Below are 22372 nucleotides of genomic sequence, written 5' to 3' on the forward strand. Positions count from 1 at the left end.
CACCGAATTTATACACATCTGCTCATTTACCTTACAAAAAAAGATACAAACGCTTTCTTAAGAAATTCTTAGGGTGGCTTGAACTGACATAACGTTAACTATACAATAAAAGAAATCTATTATAACTACAAATAATACCTCATAGATTTTTAATAAAGGAGGAAAAAAACGGCATGCTTGAATCCGCTCATAAAAAAATAACCTTACTGATCAACGAAATGGAAAAAGTCATCTTAGGCAAACGAGATGTTCTTCAATTGACTGTTACAGCATTTTTAGCTGGCGGTCATGTTTTACTAGAAGACGTTCCTGGTGTTGGCAAAACAATGATGGTCAAAACGTTGGCTAAAGCTACTCACGGACACTTTAAAAGAGTCCAGTTCACACCCGATCTATTGCCTAATGATATCTTAGGCGTATCTATTTACAATACAGTGTCTCAAACCTTTGAGTTTCATAAAGGTCCTATTTTTACTACGGTCTTATTGGCTGATGAAATCAATCGAACCACACCGAAAACACAGGCCGCTCTATTAGAAGCGATGTCTGAAAATCATGTAACGATCGATAATCATACGCATACTCTAGATGAGCATTTTTTTGTGTTGGCCACACAAAATCCTTTGGAATACGAAGGAACTTATCCATTACCAGAAGCTCAATTAGATCGTTTTTTATTTAAACTCCACGTGGGGTATCCTGAATTTCCAGACGAATTAAAGTTATTGATGCACCCAACCGGAAATGATTTAGATCAGATTCAGCAAGTCATGGATGCTGCTGATATCACTCAATTAAAAAAAATAGTCGACGACGTTTATGTCGATCCTCAAATCGCACGATACGCATTACAGCTTGTCCATAGTACCAGAAACCACGATGGGATCGCACTTGGCGTTAGTCCGCGAGGTGCATTGGCATTTATTCGTGCGGCGAAAGCATTTGCTTTAACAGAAGGACGGAGCTATGTTACACCTAACGATCTACAACAAATTTTACCAGCAACATTTGGGCATCGTATACTGTTGAAAGGCGGTCAGACACCTTCTGCGGATTATTTGGAGGAATTACTGATGCAAGTTGTCCGTCGTGTTCCTGTGCCAGTTAGGAAATCCTAATGAAGCATAACAGATTCACGAAATTCACAAAGATCATCAGCATTTTGCTTTTCTCATTTGCGATTTTTTTATATGTAGTGACCTTCAATAATTCGACGGGTTGGTGGCTTTTTTTCTTTTTGATCTTTTTACTCTTGTTTGATTTGCTAACATTGCTTCCATCTTTAAAGAAAATCGAACTTCGTCTTACAGGAACGACTGTTTTTACAATGTCTGAACAAAACACGATCACAGGCGAACTTTTTCGCTATCGTCCAGTCTTAGTTCCACTCTTCTTTCTAGAATTATTTCCGGTTCTAAAAGGCCGCATTGAGCGACAACGATTCTATCTCTATTCTGGACAAAAAAAGGAGTTATCTTTTCGCTGGACACCTATGCAAAGAGGCTTTGATCAGCAATTGTCTTTTATTTTGGTCAGCTCTGACTGGCTTGGGCTTTTCACAAAACAAATCACCATCGATGTAGCGGGTCCTTTGATCGTTCAGCCGTTGTTTCAAAAAGAGGCCGCCGAACAGTTATCTGAGCAATTGCTCATGATCCAGCCTAATTTTGCTGTGACTTTTGGTACACAAACGTTTATGATCCGAAATTTCCGTCCTTATCAGACAGGTGATCCACTGCATTCGATCGACTGGAAGCAAACGGGGAAGCGCAACGAACTGATCATCAAAGAATATGAACACGAATTAGATGTAGACACTTACTTTTTATTTTACGGCATCGCTCATCAGCAATTCGAAGAAATCCTTTCACTCTATTATTCGTTGATCCAGCTACTCAACAATAAACAAGCTTTTGAGCAAGTAATTCTAGCAAATATTCCTGCTGAAGCACCACAAGCTTATCTCATGAGCTCCATTGAGCCGTTATCAGAAGAACCTGATTTACCTGCTTTTAAAAATAAAAAATTGGTAGTTTTTAGTCCTACATCAACTACTCGCTTAGACCAGCAGTTAAAAAACTGGGATCGGACTAACGAAACTTTTTTAGTTACTTTTGAGGGTGACAACTTACATTTGATTTGGCAAGATCAGATCATTCCAATTAATAAAGGGGGCGATTTTATTGCAAAGTAGAATCAAAGAAAAGTGGCTTTTTGCGCTCTTAAGCTTTTTAATGCTTACAACAACTGCGCTCCCTTTTTTGAAAGTCTATCATCTAAACCAAACACAGACACCTTTTCTGATCAGCATGATTGCAGTGATTTGTATGATTACTTTGATCATCAAAAGGCTATTAATAAAAATACCCTTGTATTTTATTTGCTATTTCTTTACCTTGTATCGTTATTTCCCTTTGGACGAGCTGTTCGGTTTCAAATGGTTACTCCATTTTTTTGAACGCTTTGATCAAACCTATCTGAAAATGTTGTCAGGAGAATTCAATTACTTACCTGATGTCGTAGCATTGGTATTGATCCTATTTTTGCTGGTTCTTTTAGCGATTTTACTCATTCATTATGAGCGCTGGGCACTAAGTTATTTGCTATTGACTGGCTATTTATTGATGCTGGCTGCTTTCAATCGATTAAACTTAGGCATTCATGTCATCATCACAACAAGCGCTGCCGTTTTATTCTATAGCACAAAGCAGTCCTTTAAAGATCGATCAAAAAAAAGAACGACCTTTATCCTTCTGAGTAGTCTGTTATTGGGTTTGACCGCTATCAGCGCTTATACATTTCCGATCATTTTTCCAAAATCTAAAACGATTCTTTTCACGCAAACAACAGGTATTCGAACTTTTTTGAATCGGCAAGGAGTTTATCAGAAGATCGAACAATATGGATTAAACGCTGCTTCAACAACGGGATTTAGCGATGATGATACTCAGCTTGGTGGTCCAATGTCTGATGATCGAACAATACTTTTTACAGCAGAACAATCGAAAAAGCACTATTGGCGAGTAGAGACGAAAAATAATTACACGGGTAAAGGCTGGAACAATCTTGCCCAAACAACACCTTCTCCCTCGGGACAACCATTGATCATTTCTTCAAATCCTGAGTATCAAGGTACTTTCAAGAAGCCTGAGATGATCACCTTATCGTTCGATACAGCCAAAGGCTATCTGCCTTACCCATACGGCAAGAGTTCAATCGCTTTCGAGGAAATCGGGCAAACAGAGCAAATCGAACAAAAAAATCGTTTTGTACTCTTAGAACAGCCGACAAGTGTTCATTTAACTTGGGAAGAAATAGATTTTACAGTCGAGCATTTACAGCAGGTAGCTTTCTCCGATACTCTGGATTTACAAACAACACAACTGCCTGTTAAGCTACCGGAACGAATAAAAACATTGGCTCTTTCCTTAACAGAAGATCAAGAAACATTATATGGAAAAGTGAAAGCAATCGAAGATTACTTAAAAACAAATGGCGGTTATCGCTACTCTAAAGTGGATGCTTCCTATACACCAGAAGATAAGGATTATGTGGATACCTTTCTTTTTGAATCAAAAGTCGGCTATTGCGATAATTTTTCCAGTGCGATGACTATTTTACTTCGCTCGATCGATATCCCCAGTCGCTGGGCAAAAGGGTTTAGTGCTGGTGAATTGACAACAAACACTGCAGGAAAAAAGGCTGTTTATACGATCAGAAACAGCGATGCGCATTCATGGCCGGAGGTTTATTTTGAAGGCTACGGTTGGGTCCCATTTGAACCTACTCCCGGATTTACCAATAATGTTCGTTCAACGACACTCACAGAAAATTCAACCCTTCCTGTTGAATCTAGCAGTGTTGAAACGGATGCCACACCTTTAAGTAGTAGTGAAGAAAATCGGACTACTGAAAACAGCACAATAACTGCTACAGCAGTAGAAAAAAATAAAAAAAATGCTGGCATCTCGCCCTCTCTACTAAAGAAGGGCTTGGTCGGTCTCGTCTTGATCATTCTTTTTATTACAGGTTATTTTTTGAAGAAACATTTTTTTGTCCTTTCTTTCAGAATCTATCTTGCTATTTATCCAAAACAATTTACCGGCGCCTATCTGAAGTTATTAAAAAAAGCAGAACAGCTTGTACCTCGATCAGAAAATGAAGCCTTGATTCGTTTCGCTGAACGATTAGAAAATAATTATCCTCAATGCCATGGAAGCTTCTATCGATTAACAGAACTCTATGAAAAAGAGCTGTACGGCGGACGTGAGGCGGTAAAATCGGATTATACAAGCCTTTTGCTTCATACGGCAAACTTGTTAGCATCGTTTAAAAAGAAATAATCTCTTTCACTTGTCTTGCATTTTAGCTGTATTTAGATAAAAATAGTAGATAGTCTATTGATGTTATGAAGGAGTTCTATTATGAAAAAATTAGCTATTGTCGGCGGCGGGATCATCGGTTTGACCCTTGTCAATTACCTTGATTTAACAAAGTATGATGTAACACTTTTTGATGATCCAACAGGCCAAGCAACGAGAGCCAGTGCAGGGATCATTTCTCCCTGGTTATCAAAACGGCGCAACAAAAAATGGTATCATTTAGCTAAAAACGGGGCTGCCTTTTATCCTAAATTGATTCAAGACTTTTCTTTACCTCTCTCGGTTTATCAACAATCTGGAACATTGATCCTACGTAAAGACGGAGAATTGGAGCCCTTAAGGATATTAGCAGAAGAACGCAAACAAGAGGCTCCCGAAATCGGTGAGATTCAATTACTGGACGCTGCAGAAGTCACTGCCAAATTGCCTTTGTTAAAGGCGCTTCCCGCTCTTTCAATTTCAGGCGGCGGCAAATTGGACGGAGCAAATTATTTAGCTATCATGCGGCAACACGCAGCACGCAAAAACATCACCTTACACACCGGCTCAGTCAAAATAGATCGTAAGAAAGATCACTGGCTGATTGACAAAGCAGATCAGCCAGAAGCTTTTGATGCAATTGCGATTTGCGCAGGTCCCGGCTTATCTGCTTTATTAGCCCCACTAGGTTATAAAGCAGATATTCGAGCACAGAAAGGACAATTACTGTCCTTTGAAACGCCGTATAAAGATAGCGGAAACTGGCCTGTTGCTATGCTGGATGGTGAGAGTGACTTGATTCCTTTTGAAAATGGAAAAATCTTGATCGGTGCAACACATGAAAATACCGCTGGCTTTGATTTGACACCAACAAAAGAAGCTTTCATTCAGCTAAAACAAAAATCAGTACCCTTTTTATCTTCTCCAACTTTTTTTGAAGAGCATGCTTCCTCTTATCGTGTTGGTACTAGAGCTTACACCTCAGATTTCGCGCCGTTTTTCAATTGTCTGCCAGATGATCCGACTGCCGTCGTTGCCAGCGGTTTAGGTTCCTCCGGTTTGACGACAGGACCTTATATAGGGTTTCTCTTAGCTCAGTATTTTAATAATGATGCACAGGATTGGTTGGATTATCAAAAACCGATCAGTACTTATATTTCAAAAGAATAGTAAAAAAGTGAGGATGGATATGTAACATTGCATTTCATCCTCACTTTTTTCTATGGGAAAAATAGTTTTGAGTTCCGTAAATAAGGTTCATCATAGGTTAGAATCAACTCTTTCAAAAATAGCCAAAGCTGATCATTCTCTAAAGAAAAATCATCCAGCAACTTACTGTATGTCTTTCGTTCCTCAGCTGTCGCCAGTTTTTTAAAATAGCCCCAAACGTGCTGATAAGCATTCAATTTACTTCCTTTATCATCAGGCAGCGTCAGTGCATGCTGAAGGTACGATTGAAACAAGGCTTCTTTTTCTTCATTCCACTCTTTTTCAGACACTAATTTTCGAATCGCATTATAATCATTTTGTGACTTTGATAGAATCAAATATTTTAAAGATGCCCACTCTTGTTGTTTTTTTGTCATTTCTTTCAACTGATCACGTTCTTTCTTTTGCATTAATTTAACTTATTCGCTATCTTTTAATCTATATTATGAAAATAAAATGATATAAAAACACTTTTTTTTTATAGGTTAATCATGAAAATCTATGAAAATTAAAAGAGTAACGGTTTACAATGTAGAATGGATAGTTTTCAGAAAATCTAACTTACATAAATTTTCTGAATATTAAAAAGAATTGAGGTTATTTTCTATGAATGAACAGCAGCTAGACAAATCTTTTCTAGGACAACCTAAAGGACTATCGACACTTTTCTTTACAGAGATGTGGGAAAGATTTAGTTATTATGGCATGCGGGCAATTTTACTCTACTATATTTATGATACAGTCGCAAACGGCGGGCTCGGCTTACCAAAAGAAATGGCCTTAGCGATCATGTCGATTTATGGCTCACTTGTGTTTATGTCAAGTATCGTTGGCGGATGGATTTCTGACCGTGTATTAGGAGCTAGAAAAACAGTTTTCTTCGGCGGATTATTTATTATGGTCGGTCACATTGTATTAGCGACACCTTTTGGGGTTGCCGCATTATTTCTATCTATCCTTTTGATCGTGATCGGTACAGGGATGTTAAAACCAAATGTTTCCGGTATGGTCGGTCATCTTTACTCAACAACAGACACAAGACGAGATGCTGGTTTTTCTATTTTTTATATGGGCATCAATATCGGTGCGTTGATTGCACCATTTGTCGTTGGAACATTAGGTCAAACGTATAATTATCATATTGGTTTCTCTGTAGCAGCTTTCGGGATGTTCTTCGGTTTGCTGCAATATCACTTCCAAGGAAAAAAATCTTTATCGAACATCGGCTTAGCACCAACAAATCCGATGGATGCTGATGAACGTAAAAAATTCATGCGTTCTTTCCTGATTGCTGTAGTTGTAGCTGTTTTGATCTTCGGCGGCGCTTTTATCTTAGGTCGTTTAACGATCGCTTTTTTCATCAATATCGTTAGTATCATCGGTATTTTGCTTCCAGCATATTACTTTATCAAAATGCTGACATCAAAAGATGTGACTGATGAGGAAAAACCACGTGTTTTAGGCTACATTCCACTATTTTTAGCGGGGATCGTTTTCTGGTCACTAGAAGAACAAGGCTCTTCTATCTTAGCTTTATTCGCTAACGAACGAACACATGATACATTATTTGGTTTTTCGATCGCTCCAAGCTGGTTCCAATCATTGAATCCAATTTTCGTTGTTGTTTTGACTCCTATTTTCGTCGCTTTGTGGACACGTTTAGGAAAAAGACAGCCTTCGACCGTAGTAAAATTCTCATTAGGCTTAGTCTTCGCGGGTCTTTCATTTGTACTATTGATGCTTCCCGGGCTATTATACGGAACAGAAGGGCGTGTCAGTCCCTTATGGTTATTCTTCAGCTTCTTTATTATGATCGTAGGAGAAATGTGTATTTCACCTGTAGGGCTATCGATCACGACAAAATTAGCGCCGAAAGCCTTCGAGTCACAAACGGTTGCCATTTGGCTTTTAGCTGATGCAGCCTCACAGGCAATCAATGCACAAATTGCACGTTTTTACACACCACAAACCGAGTCTGCTTATTTTGGGATCGTCGGAATTGTCGCTGTGATTGCAGGAGTCATCCTGATTCTTTGCAAAAATCCGATCAAAAAGTTGATGGGCTCTGTCCATTAAAACGAAAAGAGTCCGAACCAAAACTAAAACAGTTTTGGTTCGGACTCTAATTATTGATAGATACTGTCAAAGTCAGATCCGTCAATATCGCAAAAATCACACGACATGAACAGCGCACTAGCCGATTTTTATTCCAATTGCTCAAATCTAAACAGCCTTCATCTCATTTTTTTAAACGATCATTTGTTTATTTTGTTTCATGATCGTTGCTTTTAACAGCAACGGAGCGATGATCGTAGTGGCAATCACCACAATGATCACGGATGAATAATACTCTTCCGAAAGAAAGCTCGATGTTAAACCAACTTGGGCTATTATCAATGCCATCTCTCCTCTAGAAACCATCCCCGAACCAATGATCAATGTCGAAATTCCTTTAAAGCCAGTTACTCTTGCACCCAAAGCGCCACCTAATAATTTTGACAGTACAGCTGCAATGGTCAAAATAACGATAAATAAGAAATGTTTAGACATTCCGGCAAACGTCATATTCAACCCGATCGACACAAAAAACATCGGAATGAATACCGCATACCCAATCGTTTCCAGCTTTTCGTCTACCCGTTTACGATAATCTGTTTGGGCAATCGCAACTCCCGCAAAAAATGCACCGATGATCGCACCCATATCAAGCATTTCAGCAAAATAGGCAAACCCTAGACAAACAACTAATGAAATTGCTGATACGGCTTCGATCGCAACTAATTTTTCACTTAAATTCAACAACCAAGGAACTAGCCATTTACTTGCCGCGAAAATAACGATGAAAAAGAATACTTTCAACAGTAAGACTTCCCATAACGGCAAGCTACTATCAGGTGTTGAACGATTCATCAAGCTCAACATGATACCTAAAATCAAAACAACGACAATATCATCAACCACCGCTGCACCAAGGATCGTCGCACCTTCTTCTGTATCGATCTTTTTCAGATCCTTCAGCACTTGAACTGAAATACTAACAGACGTCGCACTAAAAAGTACACCTAGAAAAATCGCATTTTGAACGGAAAACTGAAACAACTCTCCTACACCAAACCCCATAGCTGCTGGGAAAATAATACCCATCAACGCTACAGCCAAAGCAGGCCGCCAATATTTTTTTAAAAGCTCCAAATCACTTTCCAAGCCTGCAATAAACATCAAAATAATAACACCTATCTCAGAAAAATAATGCATAAATTCATCTGGTTTGACCCATCCTAAAATAGCTGGTCCAATCAAAATACCGACCAACAATTCACCGATAACAGAAGGTATGCCGATTCGATTACAAAAATGACCAGCTAGTTTGGTAAATAATAACACCAAACACAAGGTTAATAAAAAGAACATAAGTTTCTCCCTTTCTAAAAATAAACTTCCTTTTTTATTATAGCATGTTTACATCATTTCACCTTATCGTCAAGATTACAAACATCAACAAAAAAACCTGAAACATAACATTACGTTATTTCCAGGCTTAAAAAATCAAATTAGAGAATGATCATTTTTGATCCACTAAAATCAAATTTATTTAGACGCACGTTTCAAATACGTACCTTCTTGTGTGTTGATTTCTAATAATTCATCAGCTTCGATAAAATCAGGAACGTTGACTACTAAACCTGTTTCCATTACGGCTGGTTTACCAGAACCTGAAACAGTTGCACCTTTGATCGATGGTTGTGTTTCTTGTACACGCAGAACAACGGTTGTTGGCAATGTCACACCGATAACTTCTGTACCGTAGAATTGGATTTTTACTTCCATGTTTTCTAGAAGATATTTTAATTCATCTTCGATCACAGTTGTTGGGATTTCATATTGTTCATATGTTTCTAAATCCATAAAGTTCGCTGTGTCATCTTGGCTGTATAGGTATTGTACGGGTTTACTTTCGATAAAGGCTTTTTTGACTTTATCATCTGGACGCATCGTTGTATCTGTCGTTGCTCCTGTACGAACGTCTTTTAGCTTCATACGCATAACGGTATTTCCTTTACCTGGTTTGTGGTGGCTAGCTTCCATTACACGGATCAATTTTCCGTCTTGTTCGAATGTCATACCTGCTTTAAGATCACTTACTGATATCATTTTATAGTTCTCCTTCTTTTGTTAAGATTGATTATCTCTATTAAACTAGAGACTCGACTATACTCCTAGACTATTGTAGCAGATTCAACGCAGTTATTCTACTAGAATAGGCAGTTCTGCTATGAGAAAATACTTTGGGTATTTAGTATAAGTAAATTTTTTGTTATAGAATCAACTTTCGCTATCGCTTGTATTTTTTCTAAAATAATTGAGACTTTTTGAACCCATGAAAGCCCTAAGCCATTGCTTCAACATCGATATCGTGATCAGATGTGCGGACTAGTAAAGGGACTATGTTTGTTGGAAATATTTCTCCAATCTTGATCTCCTGGTTCTTTGCTTCTATTTTCCTGATAATCTCCTCGATCTCTTTAGAGTCTGTTGGACCAAACAAAAACCTTCCTGTCTGCAGAATAACTTATCATGATTCTACAAGCAGGAGGGGCGATTTGCTAAAATATTGGCTCAAAAGTCTAATACAGAATCAGTGAGGATTTAAAGTTTGTGTTTCTCTCAAAAGCTTTTTCCTGTTTCCTCTTTGTATACATCTTCCATATTCGAAAAGCTACTAACTAAAAATTCTTTTGTTTCGCTGACATTATCGAGAATATATGTTAAGTCAGCATATACTTCCATAAAAAGGGCAACTAATTCTTCGGCATCTTTGGTTGTGTGCTTTTCAAGCTTATTCAATGTTTCAGGAAGTCTATTCAGTTCAGACTCCAAATTAGCTGAATTTTCATCTACTTCCTCTAAACTAGAGGTTGTAAACAATGTATTATCATAAACCTCATTTATTCTTTTTAGCTCACTAATGACCTTCGCTAGATCTTTGGAAAGTGTCATGGAATTCTCCTCCCTTGCTTCGCAGCTTTCGCCGTTTTTGCTCCATTTATAGATCCATCAAGATTTAAGACAAACCTGAAGTTGCCTTGCTTATCAAATACTTCTAAATGATCTTTATGCTGGCCATCTAAATAAAATTGATCGTTCTTCCTAAGGTTTTCCGATATCTTTTTATCAGCTTTATAAACTTGTTGTCCATCATAATTCTTTTTAGTTTTAGAAACCTTATTTTTAATTGAAGATCCAAATTCTGTTTCAAAAAATTCCTTCATGTTTGTGATTGCGTTAGAGTTTCCTTGATACTTTCCATTATGCAGATTTCCAAATGCACTTGTCAATACTCCAGCGCCATGCCCAGATATAGCCAAACCGCTTGTATTAATTGCTGGTATAGCTGCTGCACTTGCTCCTCCAGTAACGGGTGAAGTGGCTATGCTGCCTGCCGTTCCGCCAAACATCCAAAGAAATCCACCTACAAACTCCGCACCACCTTGAGCAAGTGAGAATAAGTCTGCCAACATCTGGCCGTTGGCATAACCGCTTGTATTAGATAAATGAGGATTAACCTGTCGCTCACCGAACAATTCATTTAAAATCGATTTGCCATTGTTATTTGCCCATTGATCAAGAAAGCCTGATCCAAGACCTTTTAACCCTTGTATATCTTGTAACTGGATCATACCTTGTATTTCCCGTGTGCGCTTTGGATCAAACTCGCCGTTAACGAAGACACCGATCAAGTTGCCTGATTCATCAAACTGGTACCCGATTTTCTCATTTTCAAGTTCAATGTCCTTAGTTTTTGCTTCGATCTTTTTCTGTCTCTTCTCCCAAGCACGGCTGATTGGCTTTGCCCAAGACATATTCATTCTTCCTAGATCAAATGTTCCGGAAGCAGCATTCCATGCAGCACCTTTTTCGACTTCAGTTAATCCAGCATCAAAGTTGGCCAACTGTGCTTCAAAATCAGCGAAAAGACCTGGGGAACTGGCATGAAAAGCATAGAGCTTCTGAAGCTTTTCTTCACTTTCTCTGATAGCTGCCTGTACATGCATGTAGCGTTGTTCCAATCCTTGATTGGGTTCTTTCTCTTTATCCATTCGTTGAGCCATACTTTGTAAGGTCAAATTGCCTTGTGCGATCACTGCCTTCAGTTGCTCCTCGATCACATCGCAGGTATCGACTTGTGATTGAAACTCTTCCGGAAACTTACTGTGTGCTTCAATCAATGCTTCACACACCAGGATAAATCCACTGGCTAAGGTTGGATAAACTGCAGAAAAATATTTCTTCGCAGAATCATACGTTTTACCGGATAAAGGCGCACTCATAAAATGGCTGACACTATCTTTTAGAACACCACTAAACTGGACATACTGAGCGGCCATCTGTTTCGCAGCAGCACTTTGACTGTTGACTTCGCCAACAAAAAAATCTACTCCCATTCGTCCGCCCCCACTTCCTGATCAAGCAACTGCTTTCTTTCCAAATACAGTTGATTTTCTTTATCAGCGAGATTCTTATGTTCTGTTAAAAGTTCTTCTGATCGTCCCTCGACTTGCAGGCGTTGCTTTTGTTGTAGTGAGCGTGCTTCAGCTTCTAACTCGACAAAGTAATGTTGCTTTTCTGCCCCTTGATTCGCTTCCATCAATTTCTGGTAAAATCGCTGTTCCAAGTTTTGGATCTCACCATAGTCATATTCAGCTTCAGCCAGCTTTCTCAGTTCTCTTTGATTGCTTTCTTGTTCTAAATCCAGTTGTGCGAGTTCCAGTTGGATCATCGCTTCTCTATTTACCTGTTTCATTTGAACGTTACTCAGTTAAAGAGGTTTGTCATACTGGCATTTATCTTTTGATCGATTGCCGCAAATTCTTTAGCCACGGAATGAATATTATTTCCATCACGAGCGATTGCATTCGATAATCGTTGCCCTCTACTATGTACGCTTGTTAAGCTATTCTTTGCGTTCGTGTTGCCACTGACAGACGTGCGCTCTGCCATAGACATTACCGCATTGACTGAAGACAATCCGCTTGCTGCTTTACTGATTTGTGCAGATACACCACCAGGGATCGATAAACTACTATTGATCCCCATAATTTTCTCCTTTTTATTAGTTACCACTAGTTTAACACAAAAAGAGGGGTATTTTTTTCATTAATAATAGGATTACATTTTAAATATAGAAAAAATCTGCCTATTTTCTCATTCAACACAAAAGAGCCGATCGTCTCTTAGCAACCAGCTCTTTCAAATGACCATATTTATTCTGATTTTTTAGAAATTTGATCAAAAGTTTGCCACAATTCATCACATTCAGGACAGCTGCCTGTATGGATCATTGAAAGCGGTGTTTGATCTGATCCATCTAAATAATGTCGTAAATGCATATCTGAAAAACCATGTTTTGCAGCATCTTCTCTTGTATTTGAATAATAGACTGTTTTGATCCCCGCCCACATGATCGCACCGACACACATAGGGCAAGGTTCACAAGTTGCGTAGATTTCACAATCAGATAAATCCATCGTATCCAGCTTTTTACAAGCTTCCCGCACAGCAATCATTTCCGCGTGTGCAGATGGATCTTTATCTTTCATCATCGTATTACTGACTGATACGATCACTTCTCCATTTCGAACTAATGTAGCACCAAACGGCCCACCATATTTCTTTTCCATCCCTGAAACAGTAGCTTCTGCTGCCAGCTTCATAAAATTCATCATTTTCTCCTCCAATACTAATTCGTTTGTTTCATGACTTTACTTAACACGCTATAGACGACAAATGAAAAGATCAATCCTGAGAAGAAAGCAAAGTCATTGATCGTCTTTAAAAATGGAACCGATTGCAAAAAAGCGCCGGACATCGTTATGACAAAACTGATCCCTAAAGTCATCATCGCTTTCTTATTATATCCTGATTTGAACTCACCCATATCGCCGTCTTCTACATAGATATTCTCTAAATCGATCACTTGTTTATGCTCAATATAAAAGCTGGCGAGCATGATTCCTGCAATTGGGCCAAACATAGAGCCGATGAAACTGTAGAAATAGAATAACGTCGATGCATTTTCTACCAACTTCCAAGGTAAGATCATTGTACCAATAATCGCAGTCAATACACCAGCCTTTTTGACATCCAAGACTTTTGGAAACAATGATGACATCTGCAGCCCCGCTGGAAATAAATTCCCAAATACAACGAATGCTAACGCGCCCATATTTAGTGCTAGAATCAAAACGAAAACAGCAAACGTATTATTGATTTTATCAAAGGCATTTACGATATTGAAAATCGGTTCACCAAATGCGATTTGCGTTCCTGCGATCAGACCCACACATGTGATAGCAAATAATATATAAGACAAGATAAAGCCTAATGGTAAACCGATGATCATCGCTTTTGGTGTTTTTGCTTTTTGAGTAAAGTCACCGATATTTACGATCGGACCAGCCCAATTTGACACTAAAGCACTCACACAGGCAATAAATACGATCGGACTATTCGTCGCGTTAGCTGGTGTGTAAGCTAAGATTGGACCAAAACCACCGGCAATTTGAATCGTCCAAATCGCTGCTCCAACGATAAAGACATAGACGATCGGTGAAGACCAATTGCCAAATTTATCCAAAACTTTTGTTCCTCCTAAAAATAAAGCAACAGTTACACACCAAATGATCAGATAGCTCAGCATCGTTGGCGCCGGCATCCCTAAAATCGTCATCCCGCCACCAATATTCATATAATTAGGAATGATTCGACTGAACAAAACATCCAGCGATTGGGCACTTACCACACTTTGCGTGCCAAAGAAAACAACACCCGCAATCAAGCCTCTACATAAGGATGGGATGATCGCACCTTTTACGCCAAATACAGAACGCAGCAGTATAGGAAACGGCAATCCATATTTAGCAGAGGCAACACCATTCAACACATAAAATACAGAAACGATCACAGCAGATAACATTACGGCAGCTAAGACTTGCTTCGTATTTAATCCAAGTAGGAAAAATCCCGCGACTGTCATATAAGAAAGTATATTGTGAACGGCACCCATCCATAATGTGACATAATTAAAAATGCCCCAGTTTTTGTCGGCTCCTGTTTTTGGCAGTAATTCTGCAGAATAGGTAGGTGCAGTGTCGATCGTTTGTTTCTCTACTGATTCCATTGTCTTTTCCTCCAATACGTTTCTTTAGTTTTTTAGAAATTGAAGTGACTGTGTTTTGTGCTCTGAAAATAATGGGTTGTCTGGGTTTAACTGAATGGCTTTGTCCATCGCTTCGATCGCTTCTTGATGGCGATTTAGACTGCGCAAGCTGTTTGCTTTGTGAAAATAAAAATCCACTCGATCTGGATAGTCTTTTAATAAATCATCCATCAATTCGACCGCTGCTTCATGACGTCCTAATTCTCTTAAAAAATTTGATTTGTGGTAGCGATAAAAGAATCCTTGATCCGTTTTGATTGCTTGATCGTATACTTTTAATGCTTGTTCTGTTTCTCCCATCATACGAAATGTATTGGCTAGATAAAAAGCAAACTCCGCCTCCTGCTGCCAGCCTTTTTTATAATATCCGATTGCTTTCTGGTAATCTTTTGACCGTTGATGAGTGTACCCTAAATAATAGAGCACATCTATATTCGTCTGATTTTGTTTTTCAAGTAAATCTAAAACTTGTATAACGGCATCTTCTCTTAAAAGACTGCGAACTCTTTGGAAAAACGGTGCTTCGACTTCTTTTTTTTCGAGAATCGCAATTAGTTGCTCGTTTCCTGACTCCCTTGCGTAGTCAAGGGCATTTTTTCCTGAATCATCTGTTTGGCTCACATCCGCCTGATGCTGAACTAGTTCTCGAATAACATCGCGATATAAGCGTCCACCATCTCCTAAAATCGTCGCTTCTAATAACGCTGACCAACTCAATCGATTGACATGATCGACTGGTACTCCTGCTGCTAGACAGAGCTGAACGGTTTTCAGATAACCTTTTTCACTAGAAGGAAGCAAGGCTGTCCCGCCAAAACGATTCACTGATGGTAAATCTGCTCCTGCTTGAAGCAATTCATAAACAATGTCATCAAATCCATTCGCTGCTGCACAAATGAACGGCGAAAGGCTGGTATTATCTTTTTGATTCACATCCGCATGGAAACGAAGTAATTCCTTTACTAGCGCTAGATTATTTTGCTGAACAGCCATCATCAAAGGGGATCGTCCTGCTTCATCCGTCATAGAGACTTCTGCTCCTTCTTTAAGCAATTCATGCACACGTTCAATTTCAGCAGCGGAGATCGCTTCAAGTAAAGAACGGTCTGTTTTTACCACATCCATTTTGCTCACTCCTTTCGGTTTTATAATTGTTCACTAAACGCGATGATCGCTTTTTCAAATGCTTCCATTGGCGGATGTGTGATACCCGCACCGATCATTCCGATTCCTGCTTCTTTATGAGCAATTGCTGTATTGATGATCGGCAAAGTGTTGGTTTGGATCACTTTTAGGCTGTCGATGCCGGAAGGAACGCCCATAAAATCAAGTGTTGGAATTGTAATGTTAGGATTTTCAGCGGTTGTGATTCCCTGCATCTCAACAGAAAAACGTAATGCATCTTCGATCGTTCCACCAACTAAGGCTACGATCGCTGGAGCTGCCGCCATCGCAAAGCCGCCGATACCATAAGTTTCTGTGATAGCACTATCGCCAATATCCAACCCAGCATCTTCTGGTTTATAGCCGGCAAACATCGGACCGATCACTTTTTGAGAAGGGCCTACAAACCATGGATTCCCTTCGATTCCACTAATATGAATCCCAAATTCTGTTCCATTTCGAGCCATCGTCGTTACTACTGTGCTGTAAGGAATACCGACAGCAGAATCCAAGGCAGCTTTACACATTGCCATCCACGTTGGACCTGAGAAATAATCACTGCTGGCAACAAAATCGAACACTTCCTTCATTTCTTCGATCGTATGATCTGTTTGAATAATATACGGCGTCAATGCTTGAATCAACAATGTTGTTCCAGCATTATTACGATTATGGCATTCATCGCCCATATGCAATGCTTGTGCCAGCATCAATTTCAAATCGATTCCTTCCTTACACAACTTCATCGCATCTCTTAAGATCGGACCAAATGTATCTCTCATCCAAATCAGACGTTCGATCACACTTTCGTCATTGGCACCCATCCGTAAAATTTTAGACATTTGTTCACTTAAATTAGTGAACGCTAAATTTCCGTACGTTTTATTTTCAACAATATGCATGTACATAGAAGCAGAAGTCACGCCAGCCATCGAGCCTACACATTGGTGCTCATGACAAGGAGAAAAAATGATTTCACCAGAAGCTGCCACACGTTCGGCATCGTCTAAATCTTTTGCTAAACCTTCAAAGACTAGCGCACCTTTGACCGCACCTTTCATCGGACCATTCATTTTTTCCCAAGTAATGGGCGGTCCAGCATGTAAAATCATATTCTTCGTCATTCCTGGTACAACATTGATTGCTTGATCATACCCTATCAATGAAATTTGTGAAGAAATGATTCGATTCACAGCTTCTTCATTGGCCCTTTTGATTTTTTCGAGATTTTCGGGTGTTTCGATTTTTTCTAGCGCCGCCAAGATAGTGGCTTTTCCTTGACCAGGAGGTGCCCAATTTAGATAGTTAGCCTCTACGTGCTGCTCAGTCAACTCCTCTTGAAATGCTTCGATCCCTAAATCAATGATCACAGGCTCTTCTTGAAATAGCTCAGTAATTTTACTCATGGTCATTCTGCCCCTTTCACGACAAATTCTCTTGCCAACAATCCGGCATTTTGACTGCTGCTGGCATATGTTGCACCAATTGCTGTCAATTTTTCGACTTGTTCATTGATATCCTGTTTATCTAAATCTGTTCCCAGCACATAACCAATGATTTCTAAATGACGGCCTTCTGCTGCTGCTTTTTCTTTTGCTTCTTTCATATAAGGTACCATTACACCGACTGGATCAGCATGTGAGCCATATCCTAGAACAAAGTCCATCAAGATAACCCCAACTGCTGGATCGACCGCTTCTTCAACAAAACGAGCGATTCGGTTTGATGGATCGATCATTGGATGCGGCTTGCCGTTTGTAAACTCATCTGCGCCAAAATCGATAAATGTATGGGCCTGACTAGGTTCACCAAAATGAAGTAGGTGCTCAGCATCCGTTGCGATATTGCTGTAAACATCTGAAAAACGTTCTTTTGCGGTAAACATGGCTTCATCACAAAGGGTTCCGCCAGTAAATAAACCGCGAATGTAGCGTTGCTCTGGATTTAATTTTGCCCGAACCTCATCGATCAATGGGAGATTCAATGGATGAACATCTAGACTATTTTTATCGATCCCAGCAAGAGTGACCGCTCTTAATGCTGCAGCTTTAGACATTTTCTCAAAATAAATCCCTTCTTCATTCGGACGTGGCTCACTGCCAATAAACCAAATGACCACTGGCTTTGTTGATTGTCTAACTCGTGCCAAAATTTTTTCTTCGACTATTTTTGCAGGCGGCTTAGAAATCAATACGATCACCTTTGTATCCGGATCTGCCTCTAACGCATCGATCGCATCCAGCATCATTCGCCCACCGACTGCCTCACTTAAATCTCGTCCACCGGTTCCGATCAATTGTGAAACACCTTCGCCAAACTCGTGGATGCGGACGCTGATTTCCTGACTTCCAGTGCCGGAAGCCCCAACGATACCAATACTGCCCTTACGCACTTTATTCGCAAAGCAGAGTCCTACATTATTGATGATCGCTGTCCCACAATCAGGTCCCATCATCAGCAAGCCTTTTTCATGAGCTAAATCTTTCAATTGAATTTCTTCTTGCACACTTACGTTATCACTAAACATCATAACGTGTAGATCATTCGCCAATGCTTTTCTAGCTTCTCTAGCTGCATACTGACCATTGACTGAAATCACGGCTAAATTAGCTTCAGGTATCGCCTTTTTTGCTGTCTCAATCGTTGTATACTGCTCAGCAGATCGACTAGTACCTTTTTCCTTTTTCTCTGTCATCAACTGTTCGATTTCTTTGAACAGCTCTTCTGAATCCATTGAATTATCTGCTTCAACAGCAATCACCAAATCGCTCGTCTGTGCCTGTTCAATCTCCGTTGTAAACAAACCAACATTTTTCATCACTTCTTTATTCATCTCTGTAGCCATTGCAATGATTGCCTGATCTACACCCGTCAATTGATTCGCTCTAGTAGACAAAGCCATCAACGAAACAGAATCAATATAGGTATTCGGTTGAATCTTGATACTGATTGACATAAAAATTCCTCCTTAATTTAAAAGCGGAACAGGCTCGTCTAGCCTTGACTGGAAAATAGGAAAAATGAAATGTGGTGCTTTTTGCCGCAATTCATTTTTATCTTTTTCCCGAAAGGCTGACCTGTGCAGCTGGATAACATTAAAAGCGGAACAGGCTCGTTCAACCTTGACTGGAAAATAGGAAAAATCGATTGAGGCGCTTTCTGCCTCACTCTATTTTTATCTTTTTCCCGAAAGGCTGACCTGTGCAGCTGGATAATACAAATGATCAACACTTTCTTACGAAAGTCTTGTACTGTTCAACATCGGTTCATTTTATTCACTGTGTTTCTCAGCAAAAGCGGAACAGGTCGTTTAGCCTTGACTGGAAAATAGGAAAAATCGATTGAGGCGCTTTCTGCCTCACTCTATTTTTATCTTTTTCCCGAAAGGCTAGCCTGTGCAGCTGGATAACGATAAATGCGGAACAAATCGTTTAATCCTGTAGAAAATTAGGAAATTGACTTTGAGACGTTTTTTGTCTCATTGACGATTTATCTATTTTCCTAAGGATTGATTTGTGCAACTAGATAATACAAATGATCAACACTTTCTTTGAAAGTCTTGTACTGTTCAACATCAGTTCATTTTATTCACTGTGTTTCTCAGCAATCCCCCCGTCTATCTCTGTTTTTCCAACGTAAACTCCACTCCTGCCAACATTCCTGAAAGGATATCTCCACCAGAAGTCGAGCCGATAGCTAAAACTTGCAGCATTTTTTCTTTGAGTAACGTTTCATCCTCACCATAAAATAATTCATTTAAGAAAACACCCAAGCGCTCGCGCGCCTCACCTTTGATTGCCCAATCAAGTGTAGAAAAACTAATGACATTCGTTCGCTTTTTCAACTCTTGACGACAATTGATCAGCCATTGTTTCAATGAATGATACGGATAATCGGTTGTGGTAAAAATAAGTGCCAATCCAACTAAAAAGTCATCGCCTGAAGGGGTCAATCCCGGTCCTAACCCAATTACTCGGTTTAATTGCGTCATTGCTTGAAACAGCTGTTTCTCTTTTAAATAGTTAAGCAGATGACCCGTTTCCTTCCGAAGCATCGTATGCATCATTTTTTCATAAGCTGTAGTCTGAGTATGATTCAATAAATAGCCACCCTTACTATCGATTTGCCCTAACCACTGATCGACCTTTTGAATGCGGCGCTCTAGCTCTTGGTAAGCCTTTTTTGAAGGAAAGAAAATTTCCGGGTATTTCCACTTCTCTACCTCGTCTATCTCTATCGCAGCAACATCCTCAATGATCAACTGGTCATGCTGTACAAAAACAGGTGTATTCAAAGGTATTTGTAGCTGGTCGTAAAAAAAATCAGCGACACGTATCGTATTTGGTGCATCATCCAATTCAGCTGTGGCAATCGTATATAATGTACCAGAACCATCAATAATATTTATTGTCCGTGCAAATGTACTATGGATCGTTCCGGTCCATTGCTTTTCTTGAAGCTCTGATAGAAAGTATTGAGCAATAGAAAGACTTTTATACGTTCGCATCTTTTCCACCTCCTTGAATAACTCTTCTTTACATGATTAAATTTACACGAAGTAAGCCTTTTCAAAAACAGGCAAATCATCTGAATATCATCGCTTAAAGTTGTATACTTTAACTAAGTACCGTATAGTTAAACTAGTCATTCTTAGATAATGAAAGTAGGTGTCTTCGTGTTAACCGTCAAAAATTTCTTAGCATTACCTCAATTCAAGACATTCAATTTAGTTGCTGGAGAAAAAGGACTTGAAAATAAAATCACCGGTGTCAACATTTTAGACAATCCAGATGCTTCTGACTGGTTATCTGCTGGCGAACTCTTGATTACCTCTGGTTACTTTTTTAGTGAAAATATAGAGACACAGCGTAGATTTATTCAGCGCTTCAAGGAAATCAACTGTTCGGCAATTTGCATTAAACCTCATATTTATTTAAAAGGAATCCCTGAATCAATGCGAGCGCTTGCTGATGAATTATCTTTGCCTCTTATTGAAATTCCTTATGGGATCGCGTTTTCAAAAATCATGAACATCGTCATGGCAGAAATTTCCGGACGCGTGAACGAATTAAATCAAGCTTCTCTGGATATTCACTCACAGTTTTTTGAAATTTCTTTGCATGGCGGAGGAATGAAAAAAATTGCCGCTGGTCTGGCTCAAATGGTTCATAACCCAACCGTTTTGGTCGATATAGATTGGACTGTTATAGCTGTCAGCGATCAAAAAGTACCCATTATCAAAGAAACACTTAGAAAAACAGGTGACAGCTTTAGCTTTCCTATCACGATCTTCTCCGATTTACCAACTAATTTTGAACGAATTCAAAAACCCTTTACAAGATCAACACTGTTTAACGGGACAGAATACGCTTGGGTCATCATGCCTGTCTATTTTGATACGATCCACTATGGATTTATTCTTGTTTGTCAAATTGATGAAGCACTGACCGATCTTGATTATGTTGCTTTAGAAAATGGGTCGATGGCTTTTGCATTAGAGCAAATGCGGCTATTTGAAATCGAACGGACAGAAAATAGAATTCGACGAGACTTTTTCGATCAGCTATTATCTGGTCAAATCAAAGATTTGGATACATTAGCAGCCTACGATTCAACGCTTGATCCAGCTTTAAACTACACTGTTTTGATCTTTTCGATCCAAACGATCGAGAATCAAGGAACCTCATTGATCCAGAAAAAGCAGACAGAAGATCGACTAATGAAAAGCGTGCTTTCTTCTCTGACCACTTATATAGCCAATCGTTTTCCAAACCTGCATGTTTTCAGCCGAAAAAATCAGCTTGTCATGCTTTTAGGAACAGAACCGATCCTTAGCACTGTCAAAACGTATAATGAAGTCTCTGATACAGCAGAAAGAATTCGAATATATTTGGAGCAACTGGGCAAAACAGAGCAAACCATTTTTTGTACTATCGGTTCAACTTTGCCGATTTTAGAACTTTCTCAAAGTTTTGAGGAAGCAAAAAAAGTCATCCACTTACTTGAGGATGACGAAAAAGAAGAGAAAATCTATTTTTTCAACGATTTCTATTTTGATTCTTTTTTAGTGGATTCTATTTCAAAAGAACAGGGAAAAAAATTCTATACCCATTATCTGCAGCCTTTATTAGCTTATGATCAAAAAAATAATACAAGCTTCACACCAACTCTAAAAGCTTATTTGGCTCATCATTTAAATATCGCAACGACTTCTAGAGCATTGTTTATCCATCGAAATACACTCTTATATCGAATCGATAAGATCAAAAGTCTTTTACCTGTCGATTTGGAGCAAGAAAAAAATACCTTTGCTTTACAGCTAGCTTTAAAATTATACGAGCTTCATCGCTGAAAAAAGGACTGAGACATAACTCTACGAGCTACGACTCAGTCCTTTTAAAAACGAGTATCTTTTTCTACT

The 22372-nt window shown here is 39.2% G+C and carries 19 protein-coding genes; 6 read left to right on the forward strand and 13 right to left on the reverse strand.

Annotated features, from left to right (window positions below; all coding sequences use genetic code 11):
• Positions 1–173: 173 nt before the first annotated feature.
• The 4 genes from A5889_RS07180 to A5889_RS07195 all read left to right on the forward strand — a co-directional run bounded on the left by A5889_RS07180 (position 174) and on the right by A5889_RS07195 (position 5531).
• Entirely contained in the window at positions 174–1118 is a 945-nt protein-coding gene (locus A5889_RS07180) for an AAA family ATPase (RefSeq protein WP_087640771.1), read from the forward strand.
• Entirely contained in the window at positions 1118–2194 is a 1077-nt protein-coding gene (locus A5889_RS07185; RefSeq protein ID WP_087640770.1) for a DUF58 domain-containing protein, read from the forward strand. Before A5889_RS07180 ends, A5889_RS07185 begins: the two co-directional genes overlap by 1 nt.
• Positions 2184–4343, forward strand: a complete 2160-nt coding sequence (locus A5889_RS07190) for a DUF4129 domain-containing transglutaminase family protein (protein ID WP_087640769.1) — start codon at positions 2184–2186, stop codon at positions 4341–4343. The genes A5889_RS07185 and A5889_RS07190 overlap by 11 nt, the downstream gene beginning before the upstream one ends.
• Before the next feature lie 81 nt (positions 4344–4424).
• The gene (locus A5889_RS07195; RefSeq protein WP_087640768.1) at positions 4425–5531 is read left to right on the forward strand and encodes an NAD(P)/FAD-dependent oxidoreductase; all 1107 of its coding nucleotides are present in this window, start codon (positions 4425–4427) and stop codon (positions 5529–5531) included.
• Between the two features lie 50 nt (positions 5532–5581).
• On the opposite strand, the gene A5889_RS07200 is transcribed toward A5889_RS07195, so the two are convergent.
• Entirely contained in the window at positions 5582–5980 is a 399-nt protein-coding gene (locus A5889_RS07200; protein WP_242585389.1) for a YbgA family protein, read from the reverse strand.
• Positions 5981–6176: 196 nt separating this feature from the next.
• On the opposite strand from A5889_RS07200, the gene A5889_RS07205 reads away from it, so the two are divergent.
• Positions 6177–7646 carry a peptide MFS transporter gene (locus tag A5889_RS07205; RefSeq protein ID WP_087640767.1) on the forward strand — a complete coding sequence of 490 codons (1470 nt, stop codon included), beginning with the start codon at positions 6177–6179 and terminating at the stop codon, positions 7644–7646.
• 171 nt (positions 7647–7817) lie between these two features.
• Here A5889_RS07205 and A5889_RS07210 read toward each other — a convergent pair whose 3' ends face one another.
• The 12 genes from A5889_RS07210 to A5889_RS07265 form a co-directional block, all read right to left on the reverse strand.
• On the reverse strand, positions 7818–8981 hold the full coding sequence (locus A5889_RS07210; RefSeq protein WP_087640766.1) for a cation:proton antiporter: 1164 nt from the start codon (positions 8979–8981) through the stop codon (positions 7818–7820).
• 177 nt (positions 8982–9158) lie between these two features.
• Positions 9159–9722, reverse strand: a complete 564-nt coding sequence (gene efp / locus A5889_RS07215; RefSeq protein ID WP_087640765.1) for an elongation factor P — start codon at positions 9720–9722, stop codon at positions 9159–9161.
• Between the two features lie 513 nt (positions 9723–10235).
• Entirely contained in the window at positions 10236–10568 is a 333-nt protein-coding gene (locus tag A5889_RS07220) for a hypothetical protein (protein ID WP_087640764.1), read from the reverse strand.
• A complete protein-coding gene (locus A5889_RS07225; protein ID WP_242585388.1) occupies positions 10565–12013 on the reverse strand; it encodes an LXG domain-containing protein in 1449 nt (482 codons plus the stop codon). The genes A5889_RS07220 and A5889_RS07225 overlap by 4 nt, the downstream gene beginning before the upstream one ends.
• Positions 12004–12372, reverse strand: coding sequence for a DUF3958 family protein (locus A5889_RS07230; protein ID WP_087640763.1), 369 nt, complete (start codon positions 12370–12372; stop codon positions 12004–12006). The genes A5889_RS07225 and A5889_RS07230 overlap by 10 nt, the downstream gene beginning before the upstream one ends.
• A gap of 11 nt (positions 12373–12383) precedes the next feature.
• A complete protein-coding gene (locus A5889_RS07235) occupies positions 12384–12665 on the reverse strand; it encodes a TIGR04197 family type VII secretion effector (protein ID WP_087640762.1) in 282 nt (93 codons plus the stop codon).
• Between the two features lie 167 nt (positions 12666–12832).
• The gene (locus tag A5889_RS07240) at positions 12833–13291 is read right to left on the reverse strand and encodes a nucleoside deaminase (RefSeq protein WP_087640761.1); all 459 of its coding nucleotides are present in this window, start codon (positions 13289–13291) and stop codon (positions 12833–12835) included.
• A gap of 17 nt (positions 13292–13308) precedes the next feature.
• Positions 13309–14748, reverse strand: a complete 1440-nt coding sequence (locus A5889_RS07245; protein ID WP_087640760.1) for a cytosine permease — start codon at positions 14746–14748, stop codon at positions 13309–13311.
• 24 nt (positions 14749–14772) lie between these two features.
• A complete protein-coding gene (locus A5889_RS07250; RefSeq protein WP_087640759.1) occupies positions 14773–15912 on the reverse strand; it encodes an ankyrin repeat domain-containing protein in 1140 nt (379 codons plus the stop codon).
• A gap of 20 nt (positions 15913–15932) precedes the next feature.
• On the reverse strand, positions 15933–17357 hold the full coding sequence (locus A5889_RS07255; protein ID WP_087640758.1) for a DUF1116 domain-containing protein: 1425 nt from the start codon (positions 17355–17357) through the stop codon (positions 15933–15935).
• A gap of 2 nt (positions 17358–17359) precedes the next feature.
• Positions 17360–18907: an acyl-CoA synthetase FdrA gene (gene fdrA / locus A5889_RS07260; RefSeq protein WP_087640757.1), complete on the reverse strand. Its 1548-nt coding sequence runs from the start codon at positions 18905–18907 to the stop codon at positions 17360–17362.
• 660 nt (positions 18908–19567) lie between these two features.
• Entirely contained in the window at positions 19568–20458 is an 891-nt protein-coding gene (locus A5889_RS07265; RefSeq protein ID WP_087640756.1) for a DUF2877 domain-containing protein, read from the reverse strand.
• 168 nt (positions 20459–20626) lie between these two features.
• Between A5889_RS07265 and A5889_RS07270 the strand changes: the two genes are divergently transcribed.
• The gene (locus A5889_RS07270) at positions 20627–22303 is read left to right on the forward strand and encodes a PucR family transcriptional regulator (protein ID WP_087640755.1); all 1677 of its coding nucleotides are present in this window, start codon (positions 20627–20629) and stop codon (positions 22301–22303) included.
• Positions 22304–22372 lie beyond the last annotated feature (69 nt).

Origin of the sequence: Enterococcus sp. 9D6_DIV0238 (assembly GCF_002174455.2) — a bacterium.
Taxonomy (GTDB): domain Bacteria; phylum Bacillota; class Bacilli; order Lactobacillales; family Enterococcaceae; genus Enterococcus_L; species Enterococcus_L dunnyi.

Bases quoted from the DNA above. Each gene is read 5' to 3' on its own strand.
- A5889_RS07180 (WP_087640771.1), top strand. From the start codon at position 174: ATGCTTGAATCCGCTCATAAAAAAATAACCTTACTGATCAACGAAATG.
- A5889_RS07185 (WP_087640770.1), top strand. From the start codon at position 1,118: ATGAAGCATAACAGATTCACGAAATTCACAAAGATCATCAGCATTTTG.
- A5889_RS07195 (WP_087640768.1), top strand. From the start codon at position 4,425: ATGAAAAAATTAGCTATTGTCGGCGGCGGGATCATCGGTTTGACCCTT.
- A5889_RS07200 (WP_242585389.1), bottom strand. From the start codon at position 5,980: ATGCAAAAGAAAGAACGTGATCAGTTGAAAGAAATGACAAAAAAACAA.
- A5889_RS07205 (WP_087640767.1), top strand. From the start codon at position 6,177: ATGAATGAACAGCAGCTAGACAAATCTTTTCTAGGACAACCTAAAGGA.
- A5889_RS07210 (WP_087640766.1), bottom strand. From the start codon at position 8,981: ATGTTCTTTTTATTAACCTTGTGTTTGGTGTTATTATTTACCAAACTA.
- efp (WP_087640765.1), bottom strand. From the start codon at position 9,722: ATGATATCAGTAAGTGATCTTAAAGCAGGTATGACATTCGAACAAGAC.
- A5889_RS07220 (WP_087640764.1), bottom strand. From the start codon at position 10,568: ATGACACTTTCCAAAGATCTAGCGAAGGTCATTAGTGAGCTAAAAAGA.
- A5889_RS07225 (WP_242585388.1), bottom strand. From the start codon at position 12,013: ATGGGAGTAGATTTTTTTGTTGGCGAAGTCAACAGTCAAAGTGCTGCT.
- A5889_RS07230 (WP_087640763.1), bottom strand. From the start codon at position 12,372: ATGAAACAGGTAAATAGAGAAGCGATGATCCAACTGGAACTCGCACAA.
- A5889_RS07235 (WP_087640762.1), bottom strand. From the start codon at position 12,665: ATGGGGATCAATAGTAGTTTATCGATCCCTGGTGGTGTATCTGCACAA.
- A5889_RS07240 (WP_087640761.1), bottom strand. From the start codon at position 13,291: ATGAATTTTATGAAGCTGGCAGCAGAAGCTACTGTTTCAGGGATGGAA.
- A5889_RS07245 (WP_087640760.1), bottom strand. From the start codon at position 14,748: ATGGAATCAGTAGAGAAACAAACGATCGACACTGCACCTACCTATTCT.
- A5889_RS07250 (WP_087640759.1), bottom strand. From the start codon at position 15,912: ATGGATGTGGTAAAAACAGACCGTTCTTTACTTGAAGCGATCTCCGCT.
- A5889_RS07255 (WP_087640758.1), bottom strand. From the start codon at position 17,357: ATGAGTAAAATTACTGAGCTATTTCAAGAAGAGCCTGTGATCATTGAT.
- fdrA (WP_087640757.1), bottom strand. From the start codon at position 18,907: ATGTCAATCAGTATCAAGATTCAACCGAATACCTATATTGATTCTGTT.
- A5889_RS07265 (WP_087640756.1), bottom strand. From the start codon at position 20,458: ATGCGAACGTATAAAAGTCTTTCTATTGCTCAATACTTTCTATCAGAG.